The organism is Hyalangium ruber (assembly GCF_034259325.1).
Classification (GTDB): domain Bacteria; phylum Myxococcota; class Myxococcia; order Myxococcales; family Myxococcaceae; genus Hyalangium_A; species Hyalangium_A rubrum.
Map to the genome: position 1 here is coordinate 87,015 of NZ_JAXIVS010000002.1, position 23,392 is coordinate 110,406.

Genomic DNA, 23,392 nt, shown 5'->3' on the forward strand with positions numbered 1-23,392 from the left:
AGCCCGGGGCTCGTCGCTTCACGCTACTTGCGCAGGGTGCAGGACACCGGCTGTGCCATGGCGTTCTTCGCCTTCTCCACCGTGATGAGCTCCCAGTTGGCGATCTCCGCCAGCATCAGGTCCCGGTTGCTCTTGATGAGCGGCGCGTTGTGGCACGTCCTCATGTCGTAATAGTAGTTGTAGGGCGGCAGGACGATCTGCAGCTCGGCCAGCTCCGCCAGGGAGAGCTTTTCGAGCTCCTTGCCGAACACCTTCAGCGTCACATCCTCCACGCCCACCACGCCGCGCTCGAAGCGCTGGATGGCCAGGTCATAGGCGATGAGCTGATCCTTCTGCAGGAAGGAGTGGATCTTGTGCGCCGCCACCGCCAGTTGGTACGGGTCCTTCACCCCGAGCCTGCGGGCGATGCGCATGGAGAGGATGCGCTCACAGCCGCCGTCGCCGGGAATCTGGCTGCCCATGAAGGCGCCGATGAAGAGGCGCCAGGCCCACTTCGCCCCGTCCTCGCGCGGCGTCTGGAAGTAGGTGGGGCAGCCCAGCTGGGTGATGTAGAGCGCCACCAGGTCCTTGGGCAGCCGCGTGAAGTCGGGCTTCGTGAAGGTGATGGGACGGTCCGGCTTCACGTACATGCCGGACACAAGGCTCATCCGCTCGCCTTCGATGCTGTGCTTGAGCTGCTTTTCCACGTCGAACTCGCTGTCCATGGGAGGCAGCTTGCTCGCGGTATAGAGATAGCTCACGGGAAGCAGCACCCCGACGAGCCCCAACAGAAACAGGGTCAACCAGAAAAGAGTCCGCACGGCCTGCAACGTTACCAGGGCGGCGTTCTCCCCGCTCGCGGGTTAAAAGAGCGGGGACATGACGGAATGGTACCCGGCCACCCTGGTCGCCCGCTCGCCTGCCGCGGATGGACTGACCGACCTGACGCTCGACGTCACCCATACCCCGCTGGCGGGCACTCACCAGCGACCGGGCCAATACCTTCACGTGCGCCTGCCGGGATACGAGGAGTGCCTGTTCGCCATCGCCTCGCCTCCTGGCAATGCGGGCCGGTGGGACTTGCTGGTGAAGGAGGGCGCGGGGCTGGCGGACGCCCTGGTGCGGCTGCCGCTGGGTGCTCCCATCGAGGTGAGCCGCCCCAAGGGGCGCGGCTTCCCGCTGGAGCTGGCCCGAGGCAAGACGCTGCTCCTGTTCGCCACCGGCTCGGGCATCTCCCCCATCCGCTCCGTCATCGAGAGCATCCGCCTGGACCGCCAGGAGTACGGACAGGTGACGCTGTACTTCGGCGCGCGCACGCCCGCCGCCTTCGCCTACGAGCGGGACTTCGTGGAGTGGGAGCGCGCGGGAGTGCGGGTGGTGCCCACGGTGAGCCAGCCGGGCGTCAGCGGGTGGCAGGGCCTCACCGGCTACGTGCAGGCCCACCTCGCCGATGAGCCCCTCGCGCCGGGCACGCTGGCCTTCATCTGCGGCCAGCAGGAGATGGCTCAGGGGGTCATCAAGGCGCTCAAGGCCCGCGGGCTTCCCGCGAGCGCCATCCACCAGAACTTCTAATCAGCGCTGCTCCACCGTGGGCGCGGCGTAGAGCACCTGGTAGAGCGCGGCGGCGGGGTCACTCTCCTGGTCTCCGATGGGGTTCTGCGGCGTCCACGCGGCCACGCCCACCCAGCGCCCATCCGGGCTGTAGCGCACCCGGCGCACGGACCAGCCGAACTCCCGCTCGCCCCGCACCTTCGCGTCGCCCTCGGTGAAGAGCAGCAGCCGCTTGTCCCACCCACCCGTGGCCAGCGAGCGCCCATCCGGAGAAATGCTCGCGGTGGCCACCACGCCGCCGTGCTCGGCCCACTGCTGGAGCACCTTGCCCGTGGCGGCGTCCACCAGCGCGCCCGCGTTGGCGGGGCTCTTGGGGTCCACCTCGCCCTTCTTCTCCCGCTCGTAGATGGCGCGCGTGCGCTCCGCCTTCCCCTCGGAGAGGGCCACGCCCAGCCGCTGCCCCTTGGCGTCCACGGTGACGTCATTCACGTGGTTCTCGAAGGTGAAGTCCAAGCGAGGCTCGAGCACCAGGCCCTGCGCCTCCGCGCCCGGGACGGCGCCCGCCTTGGAGGTGAGGATGGCCTCGCCCGTGCTCTCGTCGAAGACGACGTCGAAGCGCTCGGTGAAGGGCGCGCCCAGCACGCCCTGGGTGCCACTGGGCACGCACACGTCGCACACCGCCACGTCCACGCCCTCGACAGGCAGGGACTTGAAGCGCAGCACCTGCCCCTTCGCCAGCCGCGCCACGGTGCTGCCCAGCGGCGTGGGCACGGTGACGGTGTCCTTCAGGAAGGCCACGTCGATGCCGGCCTGGGTGGCCGCCGTGGTGTTGAGGATGACGGCCGGGGCGCGCGCGTCCAGCGCGAAGGACACCTGCGCCTTGCCGTTGACGGCGCCGCGCAGCACCACGAAGCCGCTGCGCCGCTCGAAGTGGACGCGGGCCTGGTCCGGCCGCAGCGCCTCCTCGCGGGTGTTCCAGACGCGCACGTGCTTGTCCCAACCGCCCGTGTACAGCGTGCCGTCGGCCGCGAAGGTCAGCGCGCTCACCGGGGCGTTGTTGTGGGCGCGCACCTCGAAGACGAAGCTGAGCTGCGGCACCGTGAAGACGGAGACGAGCCCCCGCGCGCTGCCCACCACGATGTAGCGCCCCGCCGGGTGGAAGGCCACCGCCGTGAGCGGCTCCTCGGTGAGCACGTGGCCCTTGGGCTCGGCGTTGGAGGCCTCGAAGAGCCGCAGCTCCCCATCCCGCCCCGCCGTGGCCAGGAGCCCGCTGTCGGCCGAGAAGGCCACCGCCTCCAGGTCGAACTCGTACGCGTTGATGTTCCGGTCGGCCACCAGCGCGGGCGTCGGGCCCAGCGTCCACAGCGCGAGCTGGTAGAACTTCGGCCCCAGGTGCGTGTACGCCACGCGTGAGCTGTCCGGCGCGAACGCGAGCGCCCAGACGAAGTCCTTGTTGTTGAGCAGCGGCCCGTCCTCGAGCCCCTTCACCTCGCCGGAGAGGTAGCCGCCAGGAGTCCCCGCCAGTCGCGAGGCCGTGTCCGGCGCGAGCCCGGGCGCATGGGCACACCCCACCGCCAGCGCCAGGACTCCGCCGAGGAGCAGCCGCGCGTGGCGCCTCATGAGCCCGAGCCTCCCGCCGCGGTCTCCGGGGGCAGTTCCTTCACGCCCCGGTTGTCCACCGACAGCAGGAAGAGCGGCTTGACGGCCTCGCGCTTGTCATCGAACGAGGTGCGGCCCGTGGCGCCCTCGAAGTTCTTCAGGTTCACCAGCGCCTCACGCAGCTCGCCGCGGCTGCGCGGCTTCTGCTTCTCGATGATCTGCCGCAGCATCAGCGCCGAGTCATAGCCGATGGCCTCCAGCAGGCCCGGCTCCTTGTCCGTGTCCTTGTAGGCGTCGCGGAAGGCGCTGACGAACTTGCGCGTGGCCGGCCGCTGCGAGTCGATGAAGAAGCCGTCCACGTACACCGAGCAGGTGACGAACTTGCCGCCGCGCTCCACGAGCTCCGGCAGCCCCGAGCGCCCCTTGGGGCTGCTCCACTGGTTGGTGCCCAGGAGCGTCACGGTCTTCAGGTCCTTCTTGCCCGTCGTCTTGCGGATGCGCTCCAGGTCGCGCGGGTCGCACGCGTTGGTGATGATGTCCTCCACCGCGAGCGCCGGGCCCACCAGGCTCACGCGCTTCCAGTCGTCCGGGATGAAGATGGCCTCGAAGTCCACCACCGGCTCCAGGCCGCTCTTCACCTTCTCGATGGCCTTGCGCCGCCGGAAGGCGTCCTGGTCCTGCGAGTTCACCTCGCGCACGCCCTCGATGTAGTCGAGCCGGTCTTCCAGGTAGTAGCGGCCCACCAGCTTCTTGGCCTCGGTGGTGAACGTCGTCTGGTCGTGCGCGTAGCTCTCCGCGCCGCGCACGGTGCCCCCGCGCTCCAGCACCTCGTCCCAGAAGCCGTTGGCCAGCTCCACGCCGTAGGGGATGTTCGGGTAGAGCACCGCGAAGCGCTTGAAGCCCCGCACGTTCGTCGCGTAGTCGGCGATGGCGCGCGCCTGCGCGGAGTTGGTCAGCATGTTGCGGAAGACATGGGGACCGATGTCGGTGATGCCCTCGGTGCGCGTCATCGTCACCAGCGGCACCTGCAGCTCCTCGGCCACCAGCGCCGCGCGCCGCGAGTCATCCGCCAGCAGCGGCCCCAGCATGGCGATGGCCCCTTCATCGAAGGCCAGCTGCTCCACCGCCTGCCCCGCCAGCGTCACCTCGCCCTGCGTGTCCTTGACGATGAGTTCGATGTCGCTGCCGGACAGCGCCAGCTGCACCCCACGCAGCACCGCCTCGCCGATGGGCTTGTAGCGCCCCGACATCGGCAGCAGCACGCCCACCGTCTTGGGCTGCACCTCCACGCGGCGCGTGGCGCGGGACAACAGCTCCTTGGCCTGCCCGGCGAAGGGGTGGTTGGGGGCCTCCTGGAGGAAGCGGTTGAGCGTCTCTTCCAGCCGCGTCCAGTCGCGCAGGTGGTAGTAGATGCGCGCCAGCTTGAAGGTGAGCACCGGCCAGGCGGGGTGGCGCGGGGACATGCCCTCCGCCACGCGGGCCACGTCCACGAAGGCCGCGCGGCCCTCCACCAGCTGCTCCACGCGGGCCACCGCCTCCGCCTGCTCCTGGGGCGTCTTCGCATCCCCCGCGAGCTGCACGGCGAGGGTGAGCGCCGGGCCGTACATGCCCGCGCCCTGCGCGGCGCGGCTGGCGTCCTCGAGCAGCTTCTCGCGCTCGGCGCCCTCGGCCCGCTCGGCGAGGCTGGACAGCGTCTGGTACGCATCCCGGTAGGCGCCCACCTCCAACGCGGACAGGGCCAGCTTACGCTTGGCGTCATCCGCCTGCGGGTAGAGCGGGTTCTCGAAGAGCAGCTCGTTGAAGCTCTTGCGCGCGTTGGCGTAGTCCTCGGACTCGAAGTAGAGGACGCCGGCGCGGTAGAGCGCCTCCTGGCCCGCGGTGGTGCCCGGGTACGTCTTGCGCACCGTGAGCAGCGCCTCGGCCGCCTGCTTCTTGTCCGGAGCCCGGGCCGCCGTCTCGACGGCCTGGGCGAGCGCCGCGTCCGCCGCCGCGTCCTTCTTGGCCTCCACGCGGGGCTTGGTCGGGAACGGCTCCTTGTCGGGGACCCCGTCGCCACCCCTCACGGGAGTGGTCGTCTTCGGGCAGGCGGTGAGCAGCAACGCCAGCGCCAGGAACAGGGACCGGCGCAAAGGGGAGAGAACTTCCATGGTGGGCGGGTGCATAGCAGCGTGGGTGCGCCTCCGTCGACAATCGAGCGGCCGGAAGATTCCGGGGAAGACGTCTCGGGGCCTGCAGTGTCCATGCCCTGGCTAAAGGCTCGGGACTTCAGGGGGGCCGGCCCGGGCCGTGGAGGAAAAGCCACGGCCCGTGGTGGCACGGAGCCGCGCTCGGCTCAGCTCGCCGCGACGGCCAGCGAGCGGCGCGGCTGGAGGGCCCGGCGCACCTTGGCCGCCAGCACGTCCGGGTTCACCGGGTAGGTGAGCACGTCGTCCGCCCCGGCATCGAGCCCCGCCTCCACCAGGCCCGGATCCTCCGGCGGCGCCAGCACGAAGATGGGCAGCTCGGCGGTGGTGGCCTCGCCTCGCAGCGAGACGGTGAGCGCGGCGCCCTGGCTGTCGGGAAGGTTCGCCGCCATCACCAGCGCATGGGCACCCTGCGCCAGCAGTTGCCGGGCCCGAGCGGCCGAGTCGGCCAGCAGCACCCGCACCCCATCCGCCAGGAAGCGCGCCTGCAGGGTGGCCGAGCGCGCCGGATCCGGCTCCGCCAGCACCACGGTGTTGGAGGCGCTGTCTCCCAGCACCAGCTCGGCCACCTCGGCGGCCAGAGCCTCCAGGGCGTTGGGAGGCACCCGGCCCTCCTCGCGCAGCTTCACGAGCGCGCGCGAGGCCGCGTCCGGCGTGGGCGAGTCCGTACCGAGCACCTCCATGAGGGCCGTGGCGGCCGTCAGCGCCAGCGTGCCTCGGCCCGCGTTGGCGGCCGGGGTGTTGTCCTCGGCGCAGACGCCCACGAGGGAGGCCAGCTCGCCGGCATCCCGACCGAGCACGGCGCGCACCGCCTCGCACGAGGGCCGGGCAAAACGCTCCTTGCCCTCCAGGCGCGCCGCGCACGCGGTGGCGTACGCCGCGGCCGAGGCCCGCTCCGCCTCCGCCCGCCCCGCTCCGAGGCGAATGGCCACGCGCCGGGCCAGCTTGGCCAATGCCGCGCCCTGCACGCCCGCGCCGCCCAGCGCCGCCAGGGCCGCGTCCAGCACCCGCGCGTGCAGCCGTGCCGCGCGTCCCAGCGGGCCCGCCTCGCCTCCGAGGGCCTCGGCCAACGAGGGCAGCACCCGCACCTCCATCGTCGGCGCCGCCGTCATCAGCCGGGCCACCAGGGCCGGCGTGTCCGTCATCGTGTCTCCCGCGATGAGGGCCACTTCGATTCCGCCCAGCGCCACCGCGCGCTCGGCCTCGGCGCTGGAGCTGCCCGCGGCCGCCACGCCCTGCCGCGAGAAGAGGCGCACGGCCGCGTCCCGCTGCTCGGCATCATCGGCCACCACCAGCAGCGTGCGGGCCAGGGAGCGCGGCGGCGCGCGCGTGGGCATCGGCGCCGGAGCGGGCGCCTGGGGCGCGGGCTGCGCCACGGGCTGCGGCGCGGGCTGCGGCACGAGTTGCGTGGCCGTCTGCGGCTCGGCTTGCGAATGGGAGGCGGTGAAGGCCTCCTCATCGAGGACGCGCTCGCGCGTGCGGGTGTGCTTGTCGGCGAACGGAGTAACCCCTTGCTGCACCTCCGAGGGGCTCACCTTCATCAGATTGTTCCACTCGGGCCCCACGGGGGCTTCCTCGCCCCGGTAGAAGCGACCGATGGTGCGGCGGATGGCCCCCTCGCTGGCGAGGATGCCGCGCACCGCGTAGCCCGTGCGGAACTGGAGCTCGTCCAACCGCTCCAGGTTCTGCGGCTCGCGCATGGCGCAGATGAGCTCCTTGCCCTGCAGCGTGAGGGGCACGGCCTCGAAGCGCTCGGCGTGCTCCAGCGGCAGCAGCGACAGCAGCGGCGTGGGCACCGGCAGGGTACGCAGCTGGTGCTCGGCGATGAACGGCAGGCCGAGCTGCTCGCTGATGGCGGACACCACGTCCTCGTCCGAGACGATGCCCTCGGCCACGAGCCGCTCGCCGAGCTTGCCGCCCTCGCGCCGCTGGCGCTCGAGCATGCCCAGCAGCTGCGCCTCTGAAATCTTCCCCGCCAACAGCAGCAGCTCTCCCAGCCGGCGGCGCACCGAGGGACGCGGGCGCAGCGCGGCGAGCTGGGCGATCTGCGACGACGCGCTGCTGGAGCGCGGCGGGAGCACCGAGTGCGTGACGCCCGTGTTGACGCGGGTCGGCAGCGCGGGATGGGTGCCGGCCGAGTTGGAGCGGGTCGGCAGGGAGATGCGGCGGGAGACCTCCACGGCGGGCTGCTGCGGGAGCGGCACCGGCGTGAGGCGTCGGCCTGGCTCCACGCCCGTCGCCATGTTCAGCGACGAGGACACGGCGGGGCGCTGGAGCTCCGGGCGTGTGTTGGTGCGGATGGCGACCGTCTTCGTCCCCACCACCGCCGAAGCGGCGACATGCTCCCGGGTTCCGCTCATCTGCGGAGGCGTCTGCATCTGCGGCACGGGCCGTGGCAGCTCCGTCCGGGTGGGGGAGCGCATGGGCAGGGCGTGACTCCCGGCCGGCGGAGAGGCGCCCTCGGCGCCCAGGCGGATCTCCTCGCCCCGGGACTCCACCGGCGCCCCGCCCTCCAGCGAAGAGCCTCGCTCCGGAAAGCAGCGCGCGAAGAGCCGGGCCACGTCCTGCGGGCCCACGCGCAGGCGGTGGTCGAAGAGGAAGTTCTGCAGCGCGTCGGACACGTCGCGCGCGCGCTGGAAGCGGGCCACCGGGTCGGGCGCCAGGGCCCGGGCGACGATGCTCCACAGGGGCGCGGGCACGCCCGGCACGGGCACCACCGTCTTCACATCGAAGGTGGAGATGCTGCGAAGGATCTGGAAATAGTCCGGCCCGCTGAAGAGCTGCTGGCCCGAGAGCAGCTCATAGAGGAGCAGGCCCAGCAGGAAGAGGTCCGCGCGCTGATCCACCGCGCCACCGCGCACCTGCTCGGGGGCGAGGTAGCCCACCTTGCCCTTCACCACGCCCACCTGGGTGCCGCTCTGGACGTTGGCGGCCTTGGCGATGCCGAAGTCGGCGAGCTTCACCTCGCCGGAGACAGCGACCATCACGTTGGAGGGGTTGATGTCGCGGTGGATGATGTTGAGCGGCCGGCCGGCCGAATCGAGCTTCTCGTGGGCGTAGGCGAGGCCCTCGGCCACCTGCTGGACGATGAAGCACACCTCGCGCAGGCCCATGGGCACCTGCTGGGCGGCGGCGGCCCGCTGGAGGGCGCGGAGGTTCTCTCCGTCCACGAACTCCATCACCATGTAGTACTGGCCGCGCGAGCAGCCGAGATCGAACACCTGGACGACGTTGGCGTGCTGCAGCGAGACGGTGAGCTTGGCCTCGCGAAGGAACAGCTCGACGAACTCCTGGTCCTGCACGAGCGAGGGCAGGATGCGCTTGACGGCGACAGGCTTCTCGAAGCCCTCGGCTCCGACAACCTTCGCCAGAAAAACTTCCGCCATGCCGCCCGCGGCCAGCTTGCGGACGAGTCGGTACGTGGCCACGTGAACTCCCCCAACCCGCTGTGGTGGGGGCCTTGATGTGCATGGCCGCGCCGGAAGGTGAGTGCCCCCAGGCGTCGATCTCTTGGAACGTCGAGTCGCTGGCACTCGGGGCCGGACAGTCCGCCGGGAAGCGTCGGAGGCTGAGCAAGCACACGCCCACCGCACAGGTAGGCGTCTCTACACCGAGGTATTCACGGCGCGGCGTTAGCCGAACAGCTCCTTCACCTTGTCGAAGAAGCTCTTGGACTGCGGATGCGACTCCTCGCCCGACAGCTCCGCGAACTTCTCCAGCAGCTCGCGCTGCTTGCCGGTCAGCTCCGTGGGCGTCTCGAGAATCACGCGCACGTGCTGATCCCCGCGCTGCTGGCTGTGCAGGTGCGGCACGCCCTTGCCCTTGAGCCGGAACACCTTGCCCGACTGCGTGCCCGCCGGGATGGTCATCTTCACCTTCCCATCCAACGTCGGCACGTCGATCTTCGCCCCCAGCGCCGCCTGGGTGAACGAGATGGGCACCTCGCAGAACACCTCGTAGTCCTCGCGCTGGAACAGCGGGTGCTCGCGGACGATGACCGTCACGTACAAGTCACCCGCCGGCCCACCCCGGTCCCCGGGCTCGCCCATGCCCGACAGGCGCACCCGCGTGCCGTTGTCCACGCCGGCCGGGATGTTCACCTCGATGACTTCCTCGGAGGGCGTCTTGCCCGAGCCGCGGCACTTCGAGCACGGATCCGGAATCACCGCTCCCGTGCCATTGCAGTCACTGCACGTGCGCGACACCGCGAAGAAGCCCTGGGTGAAGCGCACCTCGCCCACCCCGCCGCAGGTGCTGCAAGGCTTGGGCGCCGTGCCGCTCTTGCTGCCCGAGCCGCTGCACGTCTCGCACTTCTTCGGACGCGGAATCGGAACCTTCGGACGGCAGCCGAACGCCGCCTCCTCGAAGGAGATCTCCAGGTTGTAGCGAAGGTCCGCGCCCCGCCCCGGCCCGCCGCGCCCACGCCCCCGCGCCCCGCCGAAGATTTCGCCGAACAGGTCGCCGAAGATGTCGTTGATGTTGACGCCCTGGAAGCCGCCAAACCCCTCGAAGCCTGGCCCGCCCCCCGCCGCGGCATGGCCGAAGCGGTCATAGCGGGCCCGACGCTCCGGATCGCTCAGGACTTCATACGCCTCGGAGGCCTCCTTGAACTTCTCCTCGGCCTCCTGGTTCCCCGGATTGCGGTCCGGGTGGTACTGCAACGCCACCTTGCGGAAGGCGCTCTTGAGCTCCTGCGGGTTGACATTCTTCTGGACGCCGAGAACCTCGTAGTAGTCGCGCTTCTGTCCCGCCGCCGCTGGCATTGCGTCAAACCCCTGGATTTATTGGCCTTTTCAGCCCGCGTAAAAACCTGATCCACTATAACGCAGGCTTCGCGGCCAGCAATCCAGGGGTGTCGCGCGAGCGCTCGCCCGGTGTTGGCGCTACACCGTCCAAACGCGGTTGACCGTCAGCTCCATCCGGGCAAGTCGCCGCTTGAGTGCCGCGTCGACCGGTCCAATGGCGGACCACTTCGGCACCACGAAGTGCAGCTCCGCGTTGTAGAGCTTGGCGGCGCTGGCCAGCAGGCTCCACCGGTTCTCCGCGGTCGGGTCCTCCACCATCTCCGGGGTGACGATCTCCAGGATGATGGGGGTACGGGCCGAATCCGTCTGCCGGCATGTAAAATCCGGTCGATGATCTTCAATCGTTCCGGAAAGTACCGGCGGCGGCATGAAGCCCGGCAGCCGGGCCTTGATGTCGCTGTATCCGATCGTCCGGAAGTACTCAGCCATGAGCCACAGGAGCCGCCGGCGCTCCTCGTCCTCCACGACCGGCTCACAGCCTGGACTGAACAGCGCCTCTTTTTGGTTCGTATCGTTGATGTCCATGGCTTTCGGAAAGCTGTCGTTCCATGTCGGAGACAGCAACGAACGGGCCAGCATGCGCAGGCTGCCGGGCCGCGAAGCAGGCAAGGGAGCTTGCTCCGCGCCCTGAAGCGCCTTGGCCGTACCCTTCCGGGGTGAGAGAGTCCGCGCCGCCGTGGCCCCCCGTCCCTCTCCGCACATCTACCGCCGCCTGATGGGCTACCTGCGCCCCTACCGGGGACTGCTCGTGGCGGGCCTGAGCGCCTCGCTTCTGGCGGCGGCGGCCACCTCCGCGTACGCGTGGGTGGTAGGGCCGCTCCTGCGCGCGGTACTCACCGGCGAGGCGATCACGCTGGCGGGCACGAGCCTGCCTCCGGACGAGATGCTGCGCCGGCTGCCCCTGCTCGTGGTGGCCATCGCGGCGGTGAAGGCCACCGCCCAGTTCCTCCAGGGCGGGTGGATGCAGCGGCTGGGCCAGCGGGTGATGGCGGATCTGCGCGGCTTCCTCTACGCCCGCCTGCTCTCCCAGCCCCCCGCCTTCTTCGAGCGCCGGCACTCGGGCGAGCTGCTCAGCCGCTTCACCGCGGACGTGCCGCTGGTGGAGTTCTCCGTGACGCAGGCGCTCTCCTCTTATGTGAAGGACGGGCTGCAAATCCTCGCGCTGCTCGTCACCTGCGCCCTCATCGACGTGAAGCTGTTCCTGCTCACCTTCGTGGTGATGCCGGCCACGGTGTTCCCGGTGACGCGCTTCGCCCGCTCGCTGAAGAAGACCGCCACCCGCTCCCAGGCGAGCCTCGGCGCCCTGAGTGCCCTCACCGCCGAGCAATTGCAGAACCTGCCGGTAGTGCAGGCCTATGGCGGGGTGCCCCGGGCGCTGGCCACCTATGACGCGGAGGCCGAGCGCTACCTCCATGTCATGCGCCGCTCGCTCTTCCTGCGCGGCGCCTTCAGCCCCACGGTGGAGATGCTGGGCATTGTCGGCGTGGCGCTGGTGGTGATGTGGGGTGCGCGCGCCGTGGCGGCCGAGCCCGCGCTCGCTGGACGCCTGCTCTCCTTCATCGCCGCGGCGCTCCTGCTCTACCAGCCGGTGAAGTCGCTGAGCGGCACGCTCTCCCAGGTGCTCACCGGCCTGGTGGCGGCCGAGCGCCTCTTCGCGCTGGCCGACGAGCCGGCGCCGCCCGACGAAGGCCGCCCGGCCTCTCCACTGGGCCAGGCCCTGGTGCTGGAAGAGGTGCGCGCCACCTACCCGGACGGCCGCGAAGCCCTGCGCGGGGTGAGCCTCACCGTGCCGGCGGGCGCGCGCGTGGCGCTGGTGGGCGCCTCGGGTGCGGGAAAGACGACGCTCTTCTCGGTGCTGCTGGGCTTCCTGCCCACCAGCGGCGGCACGGTGCGCTGGGATGGGGCGCCGCTGCCGGAGCTCAAGCCCTCGAGCGTGCGCGCGCAGATGGCGTGGGTGCCCCAGGAGCCCGTGCTCTTCTCCGGCACGGTGCGCCACAACCTGCTGCTGGGCCGCCCGGAGGCGAGCGAGGCGGAGCTGTGGGAGGCGCTCGCCCTGGCCCACGCCGACGACTTCGTGCGCGCGCTGCCCGGCGGCCTCGAGGAGCCGGTGGGCGAGCGCGGCTCCCGGCTCTCGGGTGGACAGCGGCAGCGGCTGGCCCTGGCGCGCGCCTTCCTGCGCCGCCCCTCGCTGCTGCTCTTGGACGAGCCCACCAGCGCCCTGGATGCGGCCAGCGAGGCCGCCGTGGGCGCGGGGCTGACCGAGCTGATGAAGGGCCGCACGGTGCTCGTCATCGCCCACCGCCTGTCCACGGTGCGCGACGCGGACCTCATCGTGGTGATGGACGCCGGGCGGGTGGTGGAGTCCGGCACCCACGCCGAGCTGGTGGCGCGAGCGGGACGCTACGCGCAGCTCCTGGGCGAAGGCGCCGTCGCCGCCTGAAGCACACGCCTCGGCTTCCGGCCTTGATCCCGCCGCGCGGCTTTGCCAGCGTCCCCGGGGGATGACCCGCGAGCCCTCGCCGCTCAACCTCAACACCCTGCTGCTGGTGCCCGCGCTGGCGCTGGCGGGGCTGGCCTGCTGGGCTGTCGCGGCGCGTCAGGCTTCCGCGGCCCTGGCGGCCACCTTCACGCTGTTGCTGGTGCCCGTCGTCTTCCGGTTGATGACGCGCACCTGGTACCGCGGGCTGGTGGTGCGCGGGCTGGGCCTGTTCGTGCTCGGCTTCCACGTGCCCATGTTCATCTTCGGACTCTGCGCCGGAGCGAGGATCGGCTGCGAAGCCGGCAAGTGCTCGGGACTGGTCATCCTCGGCGCGCTGCTGGCCCCCATCGTCGGGCTGTTGTTCACCGTTGTGTATTGGCTGGTCGGTCGGCCTCCAGCCTGAGTTCCCGGTTATTACCCCCGTACCTAATTTCCGGGGAAATGCTCGTTACCGCCAGACCGAGCCTTGCCCCGGGAGTGTGCGCGGCCGCCGCCGCTCCCCTGACCATTCTCCTGTCCTTCGGACTGTTGGGGGCCTGGGCCTCGGAGAGCGAGGTGCTCTCCCGGTTGATGGGCTCCTCGGGGGCGTTCGGCTCCCTGGTCGTCATCTCCGGGCTGGTGGAGATGGCCTTCCTCACGGTGATGCTGTGCCACATCGGCACGGGGCGCGAGGTGCCGCTGGCGGTGCTGCTGGGGGTGGCCACCCTGCCCTGGACGGTGGGGCTGCTGGGCACCGAGGTACACGTGGGCCGGGTGGTGGCGGCGCTGGGGGAGTTGGAGGCCTCGGACGCGCGCAACACGCTGGCGCTGGGCGTGGGAGAGGCCATGGCCTCGCGGGTGCTCGGCGCGTGGGTGAGCGCGGCGCTGCTGGTGGGGTTGAGCCTGGGGCTGGCGCTGAACCGGGCCGGGGGCGAGCCTCCCCTGGTGGGCTCACCGCGCGGCCACTTCACGAAGATGATGTTCGGCGTCGTCGCGGCCCTGGCGCTGGCGGCCATCGCCCTGGTGGGAGCGATGGAGGCCTATCAACTCTTCGGGTTGCTCACGCGCCTCGCCCAGGTACCGCTCGCCGAGCGCACGGACCTGCTCGCCCAGGCCGTGGACGAGGTGGCGCGCCTGCGGCCGATGCGCTGGGGATGCATGGCGGTGCTGGGAACCCTGGCCGTGGCCTCCCTGGCCTGGAAGGCCCGCCGCACGGTCCGAAGCGAGGGCGGATGGGTGGAGAACGGCATCCTCCTGGCCTCCGTCGCCGCGCTGCTCGTGTTGGACGGCCACCCGCTGCGCTCGGCCACCGAGCGGGCCCATGCGCTGGGCCTCGGCCCGGTCTCGCTGCCCACGGGCTTCGAGGCGCTCCGGACGACCCAGGCCTATGCGCCCCAGCCGCTCGCGGTGCTCGCCACCCCCGAAGGCCTCGCGCACGCCGGGGGTGAGCGCCTCTCCTGGAACACGCCCACGCAAGCACTCGCCGCGACCCTCTCTTCCGGCCTCCAGGCTCCCGCGCAGGCGGGGCCAGGACACACCGGCCTCACCCCGGAGCCCATGCTGCCGCTGCTGGCGGATGCGCGGCTCTCGGGCACCGCCATTCAACGCCTCCTCGAGGCGAGTACTCGCGCCGGCGCGCGCTCGGTGGAGCTGGTCGGTCAACAGCCCCACACCGCCAGCCCCGCGACGCTGGAGCGCTTCCAGGCCCACTTCCCCTTCTTCTCCCTGCTCGCGGCGCGGCCGGGCACGCTGCGGCTGCTGCTGCCCTCGGCCCTCTCCGGCTCGGCGAGCCTCTCCTGGCGCGCCCGGTTCGTGGACGGCACCCGGCTGCAGTTGTCCCCGGCGGAGGGCGGCGGTGCCCTCACCCTCTCCCTCAACGCCTCGCCGGCGGACGTGCCGGAGGTCCTCGCCGGCACCCTCGTGGGGCTGGAGGTGTCCGGAGACGTCTCGCTCAAGCAGCTGGGCGCGGCGGCCGATGTGCTCGCCCTGGCCGGGGCCTCTCCCGTGGTGATGCTCGATGCGGGAGCCTCGGGCGGCCCACTTCAGTCGCGGTGAGGGTCCGCGCTCAGGTCAGCCAGACGAGCAGCGCGATGCCCGCGACGAGCCCCACCAGGAGCACCGCGATCATCATCAGGCCCTCGAACTTCGAGCTCTCCGGAGCTTCCGGCGGCACCGGAACAATCGTGGGAAGCGGTGTCGCGGTGGTCGGCGGCTCGACCACCGGCTCGGGAGCAGGCTCGGAGGCGACCCCGAGGGAGGAATCCCGCATCTCGAGCCCCTCGCGCGCCAGCGCCAGCACCCGCTTGATGTGGAGGATGTACCGGTCCTCCCCATCGTACGTCGCCAGCGCCACCGCCCCCCGCACGAGCCGCACGGGCATGAGCTGGGAGTCGGTATGGACGATGGCCGCGGCGGTGGGGGCCTTCGCGCCGCCCTCGTTCTCCAGGCGGCCCGTCTTCAGGCCCTCGCCGCTGGTCCACACATAATGGTCGTCCAGCAGCGTCAGCTCCTGGCGCTGCACGCGGCCCTCGAGGTCCACGAGCGACAGCAGCTCCGCCCCCTGCGGGCTCATGTGCCAGACGGAGCGCTGCCCGTTGTCCCCGGGAGGCCCCTCCACCGCGCGCACCTGGGAGAGCGCCTGTATGGCGGCCTTCAGCTTCTCTGGCGAGGGGTTGTTCATCCAGCCCCCGAGCGTAGCAGGCTGCCCGGCGAGGGTGGGACCTGGAAGGGCCCGGCCTTAATGTTCAGGGGTGGATTCCCCTCACAGCCTCCGTGCGTCCCCTCGCTCGGCTGGCTAGCGTTCGCTCCCATGAGCCGCTCCCGAGACAAAGGCATCGACTTCGTCCACCACTTCGAGGGCGCCCCCACGCTCGACGCGCTGCTGGAGCTGCTCGGCAGCCCGTACGACACCGCGGGGGTGCTCGTGCGCATGCGCGAGGCCCACACCGAGGGCGAGTCCTACAACGAAGTCATTCCCACCCTCTTCGAGGAAGAGCCCCGCTTCCCCTCGCCGGAGGTGGCCCGCAAGCTCTTCCAGAACCTGCTGGGGCTCTGGGACCTGGTGGAGGAAGGCAAGTCGGTGCGCCTGGAGGACGGCCCCCGGCCGCCCCGGCCCAAGAAGGTGAAGGCCCCGCCGCCCGCGCCCTTCGCTCCGGGCGAGCCGAGCACCGAATTCACCGAGGCCGCCTGGCGTTACCTGGAAGACGACGAGAAGGAGCGTACCCGGCGCCTGCACGCCTTCGACAACCGACAGGACGCCCTGCTGGGTGCCCTTGACGCCGCGGGGCTCACGGACGAAGGATATGCGGTAGCCCGCTACCTCCTCTTCGAACTGCACGCCATGTTGGAGCTGGGTTGGCCGGCGGGGCTGTCCAGTGTGGACCCCACGGTCCTCGAGAGGGAAGGCACGGAGGCTCCGCCAGTGCCCCAGGCCCTCACCGCGTACGCGGAGGAAGCGCTGTTCGAGGCGGAGCAGGACGAGGAGCACCCCCTCTCTGCGGAGGAGCTCGCGCGGGTGCGCACCCTGGTGCAACGCGGGCTGGCGGCGCTGTGGCGCGGCCGGAAGGGAAGTTGAAGGAATGGCAAGAGACAAGGACGACAACGAGGGCGGCGGCTTCAGCGGCAAGCGCAACAAGAGCTGGCGGGAAATCGACGCCATGCGCGGCAAGAGCAAGAGCCACTCGCGGCAGGATGACCCGGCGCAGCAGCGCATCGAGCGCAGCGCCTCGTATCAGAAGTACAAAGCAGCCGCCGACGCGCTCTTCACCGGCGGCGAGCTGCCCCAGGGGCTGGCCGAGAAGTTCGACCCCGAGGGCAAGCGCAAGACGCAGAAGCAGGCCCTGCAGAAGCTGCAGCAGGCCGAGAGCCGGCAGGAATGGGTACAGGGCGTCATCGACTACCTGGACAAGTACCCGGAGCTGCCCGAGGACGCGTACTTCCTGGACAGCCTGCTGGACCACCCGCGAGAGCGCATCGCCGACAAGGCGCTCGCGAAGCTGGAGGTCATGCAGGCCGAGGGCAAGCTGAAGACGAAGGTGCCCAAGAGCCTGGATGAGCGGCTCAAGTCCATCCAGCTCACCAGCATGGACCCGGAGATGCAGGGCCGTGCCAAGGCCCTGCGCGAGAAGCTCAAGGCCTAGCGGTTGATGACGAAGCCGCAGGCGGAGTCGAGCACCACCTTGGCACCCGCGAGCGCCTTCACCAGCCGCTCATAGTGGGTGCGCTCCGCCTCCAGCTGGGCCTCCACCGCCTTGGCGGCGAGCCCCTGGTGCTCCAGCGACAGGCGCATGCGCTCCAGCGCCGCGTCGCGCTCGGCCTCGAGGGCCTTCTTCGCCCGGGCCGCGAGCTTGCCCAGCTCCGCCTCGGCGGCCTTCTGGCCCACCGGCACCGCCGCGTCCACGAAGGCGCCGACGTTCGGGAAGGCGCGCGACACCTCGTCTCCCTTGAGCGCGCGCCCCTCCACGGCCAGCGCCGGCAGCAGGCTCGCGTCCGCCTTGGGCCCGCCCTGCCCCTCCGCCACCGCCACGTGCAGCAGCGTGCGCTCCAGGAAGCGCGCCAGCTGACGGCTGGGCACGCGCGCCCCGGGTGAGGTGTCCTCCGGCTCGGGGAGTTGCACGTGGTAGAGCAGCTCCAGCCCGCGCGCCTTCAGCGTCCCGCGCTTCTCGATGTAGCGGAAGCCGCTGCGCCCGTACGGCCCGTCGCGCAGGAAGCCGAACAGCGCCTCCACCAGCGAGTGCCCGGTGGCGAAGTACTCCAGCTCCTCGGCCTCCACCGCCGTGTCGCGCCAGAAGGTGCCCAAGAGCGTCCGGTCCTCCATCACGTCCAGGCCCGGCAGCCCCTCCACGTTGAGCGCGTGGCCGAAGTGGAAGGCGCACTGGAAGGCCTCCACCTCCTCGTCCGTGTCCACCCGGATGCCCACCCGCTTCGCCAGCTCGGTGACGGTCTCCTCCAGCCGCTCGTCGAGGTCTCTCGCCACGCTCCAGAGGCCATCCTCCAGCGGCTGCGCCTCCTCTTCCTCCTCGTCCGCCTCGATGCCCATGCGGGCCTGGGCGCGCTCCACCAGCCGCTCCACCGCCGGCTTGTCGAAGGAGCGCAAGTCCAACAGCGGATCATACGCGCGCTTCACCTGCGCCCGCGCCGTCTCCACCCGCGTCTTCAGCTCGGAGGCGTACGTCATGCGCGCCTCGCGCGGCAGCAGCGCCAGCTCCGCCAGCCGGTCCTCCACCTCCTCCAGCACCGCGTCCAGGCCGCCCACCGTCTCGCCGAACACGCCCACCGCGTCCGCCAGCAGCATCAGCACGTCCGCCGCCAGCGTGCCCGCCGGGTCGAACACGTGGATCTCCACCGGCTTCGTCTGGCCGATGCGGTCCAGGCGGCCGATGCGCTGCTCCACCGTGGCGGGGCTCCACGGCAGGTCGTAATGCACCAGGTGGTGGGCGAACTGGAAGTTGCGGCCCTCGCCGCCCACCTCGGTGCAGATCAGCACCCGTGGGCCTTCGGGGTCGCGGAAGCGCGCCACCTGTCTGTCCCGCTCCACCAGCGGCAGGTCACCGTGGTAGCCGAGCGCCTCGACACCCTCGCGCCCCAGCTCCGCCTGGAGCGCCTCCAGCGTGTCGCGGCTCTCGGTGAACACCAGCACCTTGGCCCCGGGCTCCGAGGCCCAGATGCCGCGCAGCACGCCCAGGAAGGCGAGGAACTTCGCGTCGCGCGCGGGCAGCTTGAGCTCCAGCCCCTTCAGCGTCGGGTTGGCTTTCACCGCGCCGGTGAACGCTGCGGGGCTCGACTCCAGCCGGCGCATCACGTTGGCCAGCGGCGCGCCGCGCAAGCTGGAGCCCGCCAGCGCCGCCAGCGCCGCATCGCGCGTCTTCAGCTCCTCGGCCGAGAGCTGCACGGGGTGACGGTGCAGGCGCCGCGTGGAGAAGCCGCCCACCACCGCGCGCCGGTTGCGCACCAGCCGATCCGACAGGCTGTAGGTCTCCGCCAGGTGCGCGAGCAGCGCGTCCCGGTCCTTCAGCGACTGGAGCTTCGCATCCCCCGGGAAGCGCTTGGCCAACGCCTTCACCGAGGCGGCCGAGGCGTTGCCCTCCAAGAGCGCGCGCACCGCGTTGGACAGCTCCTCCTGCCGCGCAAGCCGCTCCTCGAAGCCCTTCACCGTGGGCGCGCTCGCCGCGTCGATCAGCGTGAGCAGCCCATGGTACTCGGCGGGGTCCAGCTGCATGGGCGTGGCGGTGAGCAGCAGCAGGCCCCAGCTGTTGCCCGCGAGCCCCTCGGCCGCCTCGAAGGCCTTCTCACCCTTGAGGTGGTGCGCCTCGTCGATGATGACCAGGTCCCAGAACGCGTCCTCCTCGGCCACCGCCTGGCGGTGCTCCTCGGTGCGCGAGAGCAGCTCCAGGCTCGTGACCACCAGCGGGAAGCGCTCCCACGGGGACACGTCGGGCTGCTCCTTGAGCGACTGCGCGTAGCGGTCCGAGTCCATCAGCGTGAAGAGCTGGTTGAACTTGTGGAACAGCTCCACCAGCCACTGCACCGTGAGGTGGCTCGGCGCCACCACCAGCACCCGGCGCGCCAGGCCCGAGAGCCGCAGGGCGCTGAACACCATGCCCGCCTCAATCGTCTTGCCCAGGCCCACCTCGTCGGCGAGCACGAAGCGCGGGCGGCGCGCCGAGAGCACGCGCTGCACCACGCCCACCTGGTGCGGCTTCACCATCACCCGGCTGGCCAGCAGCGCCCCCAGCGCGTCACAGCGCCGCTCGTCATCCAGCACCAGCGCCTGCTTGCGCAGCACGAAGGCCCGCGCGTCTCCCACGCGGCCCTCGCGCAGCGTGGCGAGCAGATCCGAGCGCGGCGGCAGCGCGCGCACCTCGGACTCCGGCATCTCGTCCTCTTCCCCCGTGTCCTCGTAGCGGATGACGTAGCGCCGCAGGCCCCGGGCCCCGGGCTCCTCGCGCACCACCCGGGCGTGCCGGCCCTTCACGGTGAGGATGGGCTCTCCGGCCGGCAGCGCGTAGGACACCAGCGCACCGCCCTTGGTGGACACGAGCACCGGCGCGTCCTCCCGGGCCGGGAAGAAGACGATCGCCTTGGCGCCCTCCTCTTCCAGCGCGGCGAGGTGTCCCACGCCCCACTCGGGCTGCGGGAGATAGCGAACCTTGATACCTGCGACGAGGGACATAAGAGCGATCAGGGGTGAAAAGGGGGGTCCGCCTCTTAACCTCGCATTCGCCCGAAGGCCATTGATTGGCGGGGCAAGTCTCATGGCCTCCAACCTGATGAGTCACCCGACGGGCCCTGGCGTGATCGCCCACCTTCCCGAAAGGCGATCACCGCGCCTGCCTCCCAGACGGCCTTCCACGGGCTTTTGAATCCGCTTTCTCTTCAATCCAGCGGCCAAAGCCGTGATCGCCTGCCTGATTCCTGAATCAAACCCGGGAAGAGACGGAAAGCAGGTTCCCGTCAAGCCAAATCCACTCCAAGTGAGGGTCTCAGGATTCGACGTAAGTCCTTCTTTTCTCGAAGGAGCGGAACCCATCAGGTCGCATAAGACAGTTCGCATTCAATGGGTCGGGGTATATTTCTTATTTATTGAAGAGTTCTTCCCAAAGCGGATATTCTCTATGTGGCTCGAAATTGTCTCTTCCAGGGAAACCCGGAAATGACGATTCTCTGGTACTCTTCGAAAGTAGCAAGGGCACCCAGAGGCCAGGGAGCGGCTCCGCTCCCTGAACCACCAGCAAGGAGGGGCCACCATGAGAGGGACGACTGCACCAGTGGCGATGAAGTGCGACACCACCCCGTGGGTTGGGTCGCGGGGGATGGTGCTGCTCGCCGTGCTCACGAGCGTCATGCTCGCGTGCGGCGGACAGGAGGCGTCTGAGCTCTCAGGGCAATCGAGCCAGGAAGAGGTCGCGGCATTGGAGGCGGACCCAATCGAGTCCTCCGGCCACGACGACGATGATGACGACGACGACGACGACGACGATGATGACGACGATCATCCGTCCCAGTCGGTGGGCGTGGCGCTGGACATCGAGGATGGGGTGGGCACGGACCTGCGCGTGCGCGCCGGGCAGACCATCCACATCAACCAGATCGACATCCGCGCCAGCGTGGCGGCCTCGCACGACGAGGGCATCAACGGGCTGCGCCACACGGGCGACTTCGCCAGCCTGGGCTGGGGCGGCGTGGAGCTGGCGGAGCAGGAGTTCGAGCTGATGGGCGGGCCCGAGGGCTTCAAGCGCCGCCGCTTCTACCGCGACGCGGCCTGGATGGACGCCTCCAGCCACTTCACCATCGAGCAGATCGACTCCCGCGGCCGGACCATCGGCTCCTCCATCCGCCTGGAGGCGGGCACCAGCAAGAAGCGCAAGGACAATGACGACTTCTTCGTGCGCCGCTTCCGCGCCATCCAGTGGACGTACGACTGCCCCACCCTCGAGAGCTGCGCGGGCGCCAGCAACTTCCTGGAGGAGGCGCTGGTGGAGCTGCGCCACGCCCGGACCCCAGGTAAGCGCAAGACCCTCACCCTGCGTCCGAATACCACCGCGCTGCGGGTGCGCTGGTCCCTGCGTCCCAGCGCTCCCTACACCATCTCCGTCCAGCAGGAGGCCAACCCCACCTACGCCTACGGCTTCTCCATTGATGTGACTCCCCGCACCCCGACCCGCCCGGACGGTACTTATGCACCCGGAACGGCCGTTTCCTTCCAGCTCACCCTGCGGGATGGCGCGGGCAACCGTCTGCACCCACAGGGTTCCCTTCCCACGTATAATGAGGTGATCTTCGGTTCCAACGAGCCGGGCATCCAGTACTACCGGGCGTTCTTCGAGGCGACAGCGACGTACTACCGCAGGAAGCACCGCGAGCGCATGTTGATGACGCAGATCATCGGGCCGGCACAGCGTATCCAGCCCATCCGGAGCATCGTCGACCTGGAGGCCTTCATGGGCCCCAACGACGTGCAGACGGTGGGTCTGCCCGAGCGCGATGGCGTCTTCTCCCAGTCGCAGACCTTCCCTCCCGGAAACGACCTGTTCGTGGGCGCGTTCGACCCCACGCACGCGGGCTGGTTCGCCCCGGTGAGCGACACGGTGACGTATGACTTGCCCGCCAACGCCGAGCCCGGCACCTACCTGGTGACGGTGAAGGGCCGCCGCGTGTACCTGGGCGAGGACGTGCCCTTCTCGCGCACCATCGAGATCCAGGTCGGCACCCGGACGCGCACCACCGCGCCGGTGACGACGGGCCCCTGCAACAGCTGCCACAGCCAGGGCGGCGAGCTGGGCAACGTGCTGCACGGCAACGACAACCGCGCCGCATGCGCCGGCTGCCACGCGCCCCTGGGCTTCGAGCTCGAGGGCCCCGTCTTCGTGCGCGTCCACTTCATCCACTCGCGCTCGGAGCGCTTCGGCGAGTCCACCGCGAAGTGCTCCACCTGCCACACCACCAAGCAGAGCACGCAGCGGGTCAGCAAGGCCGCGTGCTTCTCCTGCCACCAGGGCTTCTCCTCTCGGAAGAGCCAGCAGATCCACGATGAGCTCGAGAGCATCTACGTGGGCGGTGGGCGCGAGTCGTTCCAGCAGTGCACCACCAGTTGTCACAACACCACCCACCCGAAGAGCGGCTTCTAGCCGCGCTTCATTTGACGGAGGTCCTCCATGGCACATGTGAAGATGCAGACGGCTCGAACCACTCAGCAGGAGCCGGGCCCCGCCGCGGAGGACCTCATGAAGCAGCTTGCGGGTGTCACCCCCAAGCTGGTGATGATGTTCGCCTCGCGCAATCGGGACCACAACGCGCTCAACCGTGCCATCCGCGAGCGGCTTCCTCAGGGCTGCCGCTTCGTGGGCGCCACCTCGGGCGGCGAGATGGACAACGAGGGCATCTACTACGGCAGCGTGGTGCTGGCCGCCATCTACGGTGACTTCGACGTGGGCCTCGGCATCGGCACCGGCCTGTCGGCCAACGCGGTGGGCGCCGGCGGCATGGCCATCAAGAAGGCCTGCGACGAGCTGGGCGTGCGTCAGCCGGACCTCGACCCGCGCAAGTACGTGGGCCTCGTCATCGACGACGGCTTCCGCTTCAAGAAGGAGGAGCTGCTCCTCGGCATCCTCGAGAAGAACCAGACGCTGGTGCTCGTCGGCGGCGGCGCCAGCGACGACAACCAGGATCCGTCCAAGCAGAGCGCGCTGATCCACATCGACGGCGAGGTGGTGACCGACGCGGTGCTGGTGGCGCTCTTCCGCACCAACGCCCCGTGGGCCGCGCTGCGCACGCACTGGTATCTGCCCACCGGGGACCGGATGACGATCACCAAGGTGGATGAGACGCACACCCGCGCGCTGGAGCTCGACGGCAAGCCGGCGGCCCTGCGCTACGCGGAGCTGCTCGGGGTGGAGCCGACCGAGCTGGAGTTCGGCAAGCCGCAGGGCTTCGCGGTGCGCCCCACCGCCCTGCGCGTGGGCCGCGAGTACTTCATGCGCTGCCCCTGGAAGCCGGTGCTCGAGGACAACTCCATCCTCTTCGCCAACCTCTTGGAAGAAGGCTCCGAGCTGGAGCTGATGAAGATGGGCGACATGGGCGAGATGACGCGCTCGTTCTTCAAGGATGAGCTGCCCCGCCGAGTGACCAACCCCCAGGCGGCCCTGCTGTTCAACTGCGGTGCTCGTATGTGGTACGCACACTCCACAGGTAGGGTGAAGGAGCTGGCGGACACCTTGCGCTCAGCGCCGACGGCGGCTGGAATGAATGTGCAATTCGAGATCTACTCCGGGTTCCACATCAACACCACCCTGACCGTGCTGGCGTTCGGATCCAACTGA

The 23,392-nt window shown here is 70.3% G+C and carries 16 protein-coding genes; 8 read left to right on the forward strand and 8 right to left on the reverse strand.

Features of this window, described 5'->3' with window-relative positions:
• Nucleotides 1-23: 23 nt before the first annotated feature.
• Nucleotides 24-782 carry a hypothetical protein gene (locus SYV04_RS05460; protein ID WP_321544544.1) on the reverse strand — a complete coding sequence of 253 codons (759 nt, stop codon included), beginning with the start codon at nt 780-782 and terminating at the stop codon, nt 24-26.
• A gap of 76 nt (nt 783-858) precedes the next feature.
• Here SYV04_RS05460 and SYV04_RS05465 point away from each other — a divergent pair, with 76 nt between their 5' ends.
• Entirely contained in the window at nt 859-1,551 is a 693-nt protein-coding gene (locus SYV04_RS05465; RefSeq protein WP_321544545.1) for an NAD-binding oxidoreductase, read from the forward strand.
• Here the strand turns inward: SYV04_RS05465 and SYV04_RS05470 are convergent, their stop codons facing one another.
• From SYV04_RS05470 to SYV04_RS05490, 5 genes are all read right to left on the reverse strand, one after another.
• Complete coding sequence (locus SYV04_RS05470; protein ID WP_321544546.1) at nt 1,552-3,150, reverse strand: WD40 repeat domain-containing protein; 1,599 nt, start codon at nt 3,148-3,150, stop codon at nt 1,552-1,554.
• On the reverse strand, nt 3,147-5,276 hold the full coding sequence (locus tag SYV04_RS05475; RefSeq protein WP_321544547.1) for a penicillin-binding protein activator: 2,130 nt from the start codon (nt 5,274-5,276) through the stop codon (nt 3,147-3,149). Before SYV04_RS05475 ends, SYV04_RS05470 begins: the two co-directional genes overlap by 4 nt.
• Nucleotides 5,277-5,461: 185 nt before the next feature.
• Nucleotides 5,462-8,740, reverse strand: a complete 3,279-nt coding sequence (locus SYV04_RS05480) for a protein kinase domain-containing protein (protein WP_321544548.1) — start codon at nt 8,738-8,740, stop codon at nt 5,462-5,464.
• A 204-nt stretch (nt 8,741-8,944) separates the two neighbouring features.
• Nucleotides 8,945-10,075 (reverse strand): molecular chaperone DnaJ, encoded by a 1,131-nt coding sequence (dnaJ, locus tag SYV04_RS05485; protein WP_321544549.1) that lies wholly within the window; start codon nt 10,073-10,075, stop codon nt 8,945-8,947.
• A 120-nt stretch (nt 10,076-10,195) separates the two neighbouring features.
• Nucleotides 10,196-10,642: a hypothetical protein gene (locus tag SYV04_RS05490; RefSeq protein ID WP_321545226.1), complete on the reverse strand. Its 447-nt coding sequence runs from the start codon at nt 10,640-10,642 to the stop codon at nt 10,196-10,198.
• A 151-nt stretch (nt 10,643-10,793) separates the two neighbouring features.
• On the opposite strand from SYV04_RS05490, the gene SYV04_RS05495 reads away from it, so the two are divergent.
• The 3 genes from SYV04_RS05495 (at nt 10,794) to SYV04_RS05505 (ending at nt 14,630) form a co-directional block, all read left to right on the forward strand.
• Entirely contained in the window at nt 10,794-12,557 is a 1,764-nt protein-coding gene (locus SYV04_RS05495) for an ABC transporter ATP-binding protein (protein ID WP_321544550.1), read from the forward strand.
• Nucleotides 12,558-12,618: 61 nt separating this feature from the next.
• On the forward strand, nt 12,619-12,999 hold the full coding sequence (locus tag SYV04_RS05500; protein ID WP_321544551.1) for a hypothetical protein: 381 nt from the start codon (nt 12,619-12,621) through the stop codon (nt 12,997-12,999).
• A gap of 38 nt (nt 13,000-13,037) precedes the next feature.
• Nucleotides 13,038-14,630 carry a hypothetical protein gene (locus SYV04_RS05505; protein WP_321544552.1) on the forward strand — a complete coding sequence of 531 codons (1,593 nt, stop codon included), beginning with the start codon at nt 13,038-13,040 and terminating at the stop codon, nt 14,628-14,630.
• A gap of 10 nt (nt 14,631-14,640) precedes the next feature.
• Here the strand turns inward: SYV04_RS05505 and SYV04_RS05510 are convergent, their stop codons facing one another.
• On the reverse strand, nt 14,641-15,255 hold the full coding sequence (locus SYV04_RS05510) for a hypothetical protein (protein WP_321544553.1): 615 nt from the start codon (nt 15,253-15,255) through the stop codon (nt 14,641-14,643).
• Between the two features lie 129 nt (nt 15,256-15,384).
• Here SYV04_RS05510 and SYV04_RS05515 point away from each other — a divergent pair, with 129 nt between their 5' ends.
• Both SYV04_RS05515 and SYV04_RS05520 read left to right on the forward strand, forming a co-directional pair.
• On the forward strand, nt 15,385-16,149 hold the full coding sequence (locus tag SYV04_RS05515) for a hypothetical protein (RefSeq protein WP_321544554.1): 765 nt from the start codon (nt 15,385-15,387) through the stop codon (nt 16,147-16,149).
• A gap of 4 nt (nt 16,150-16,153) precedes the next feature.
• Nucleotides 16,154-16,714, forward strand: a complete 561-nt coding sequence (locus SYV04_RS05520) for a hypothetical protein (RefSeq protein ID WP_321544555.1) — start codon at nt 16,154-16,156, stop codon at nt 16,712-16,714.
• Here SYV04_RS05520 and SYV04_RS05525 read toward each other — a convergent pair.
• A complete protein-coding gene (locus tag SYV04_RS05525; RefSeq protein WP_321544556.1) occupies nt 16,711-19,746 on the reverse strand; it encodes a helicase-related protein in 3,036 nt (1,011 codons plus the stop codon). The genes SYV04_RS05520 and SYV04_RS05525 overlap by 4 nt on opposite strands.
• Before the next feature lie 574 nt (nt 19,747-20,320).
• On the opposite strand from SYV04_RS05525, the gene SYV04_RS05530 reads away from it, so the two are divergent.
• Together SYV04_RS05530 and SYV04_RS05535 are read left to right on the forward strand one after the other, a co-directional pair.
• Complete coding sequence (locus SYV04_RS05530; protein WP_321544557.1) at nt 20,321-22,201, forward strand: cytochrome c3 family protein; 1,881 nt, start codon at nt 20,321-20,323, stop codon at nt 22,199-22,201.
• A gap of 27 nt (nt 22,202-22,228) precedes the next feature.
• Nucleotides 22,229-23,392 (forward strand): FIST signal transduction protein, encoded by a 1,164-nt coding sequence (locus SYV04_RS05535; protein WP_321544558.1) that lies wholly within the window; start codon nt 22,229-22,231, stop codon nt 23,390-23,392.

Coding starts and splice junctions, on each gene's coding strand:
- SYV04_RS05505 (WP_321544552.1), top strand. CDS start 13,038: ATGCTCGTTACCGCCAGACCGAGCCTTGCCCCGGGAGTGTGCGCGGCC.
- SYV04_RS05465 (WP_321544545.1), top strand. CDS start 859: ATGACGGAATGGTACCCGGCCACCCTGGTCGCCCGCTCGCCTGCCGCG.
- SYV04_RS05475 (WP_321544547.1), bottom strand. CDS start 5,276: ATGGAAGTTCTCTCCCCTTTGCGCCGGTCCCTGTTCCTGGCGCTGGCG.
- dnaJ (WP_321544549.1), bottom strand. CDS start 10,075: ATGCCAGCGGCGGCGGGACAGAAGCGCGACTACTACGAGGTTCTCGGC.
- SYV04_RS05535 (WP_321544558.1), top strand. CDS start 22,229: ATGGCACATGTGAAGATGCAGACGGCTCGAACCACTCAGCAGGAGCCG.
- SYV04_RS05490 (WP_321545226.1), bottom strand. CDS start 10,642: ATGGACATCAACGATACGAACCAAAAAGAGGCGCTGTTCAGTCCAGGC.
- SYV04_RS05515 (WP_321544554.1), top strand. CDS start 15,385: ATGAGCCGCTCCCGAGACAAAGGCATCGACTTCGTCCACCACTTCGAG.
- SYV04_RS05520 (WP_321544555.1), top strand. CDS start 16,154: ATGGCAAGAGACAAGGACGACAACGAGGGCGGCGGCTTCAGCGGCAAG.
- SYV04_RS05525 (WP_321544556.1), bottom strand. CDS start 19,746: ATGTCCCTCGTCGCAGGTATCAAGGTTCGCTATCTCCCGCAGCCCGAG.
- SYV04_RS05470 (WP_321544546.1), bottom strand. CDS start 3,150: ATGAGGCGCCACGCGCGGCTGCTCCTCGGCGGAGTCCTGGCGCTGGCG.
- SYV04_RS05500 (WP_321544551.1), top strand. CDS start 12,619: ATGACCCGCGAGCCCTCGCCGCTCAACCTCAACACCCTGCTGCTGGTG.
- SYV04_RS05510 (WP_321544553.1), bottom strand. CDS start 15,255: ATGAACAACCCCTCGCCAGAGAAGCTGAAGGCCGCCATACAGGCGCTC.
- SYV04_RS05530 (WP_321544557.1), top strand. CDS start 20,321: ATGAGAGGGACGACTGCACCAGTGGCGATGAAGTGCGACACCACCCCG.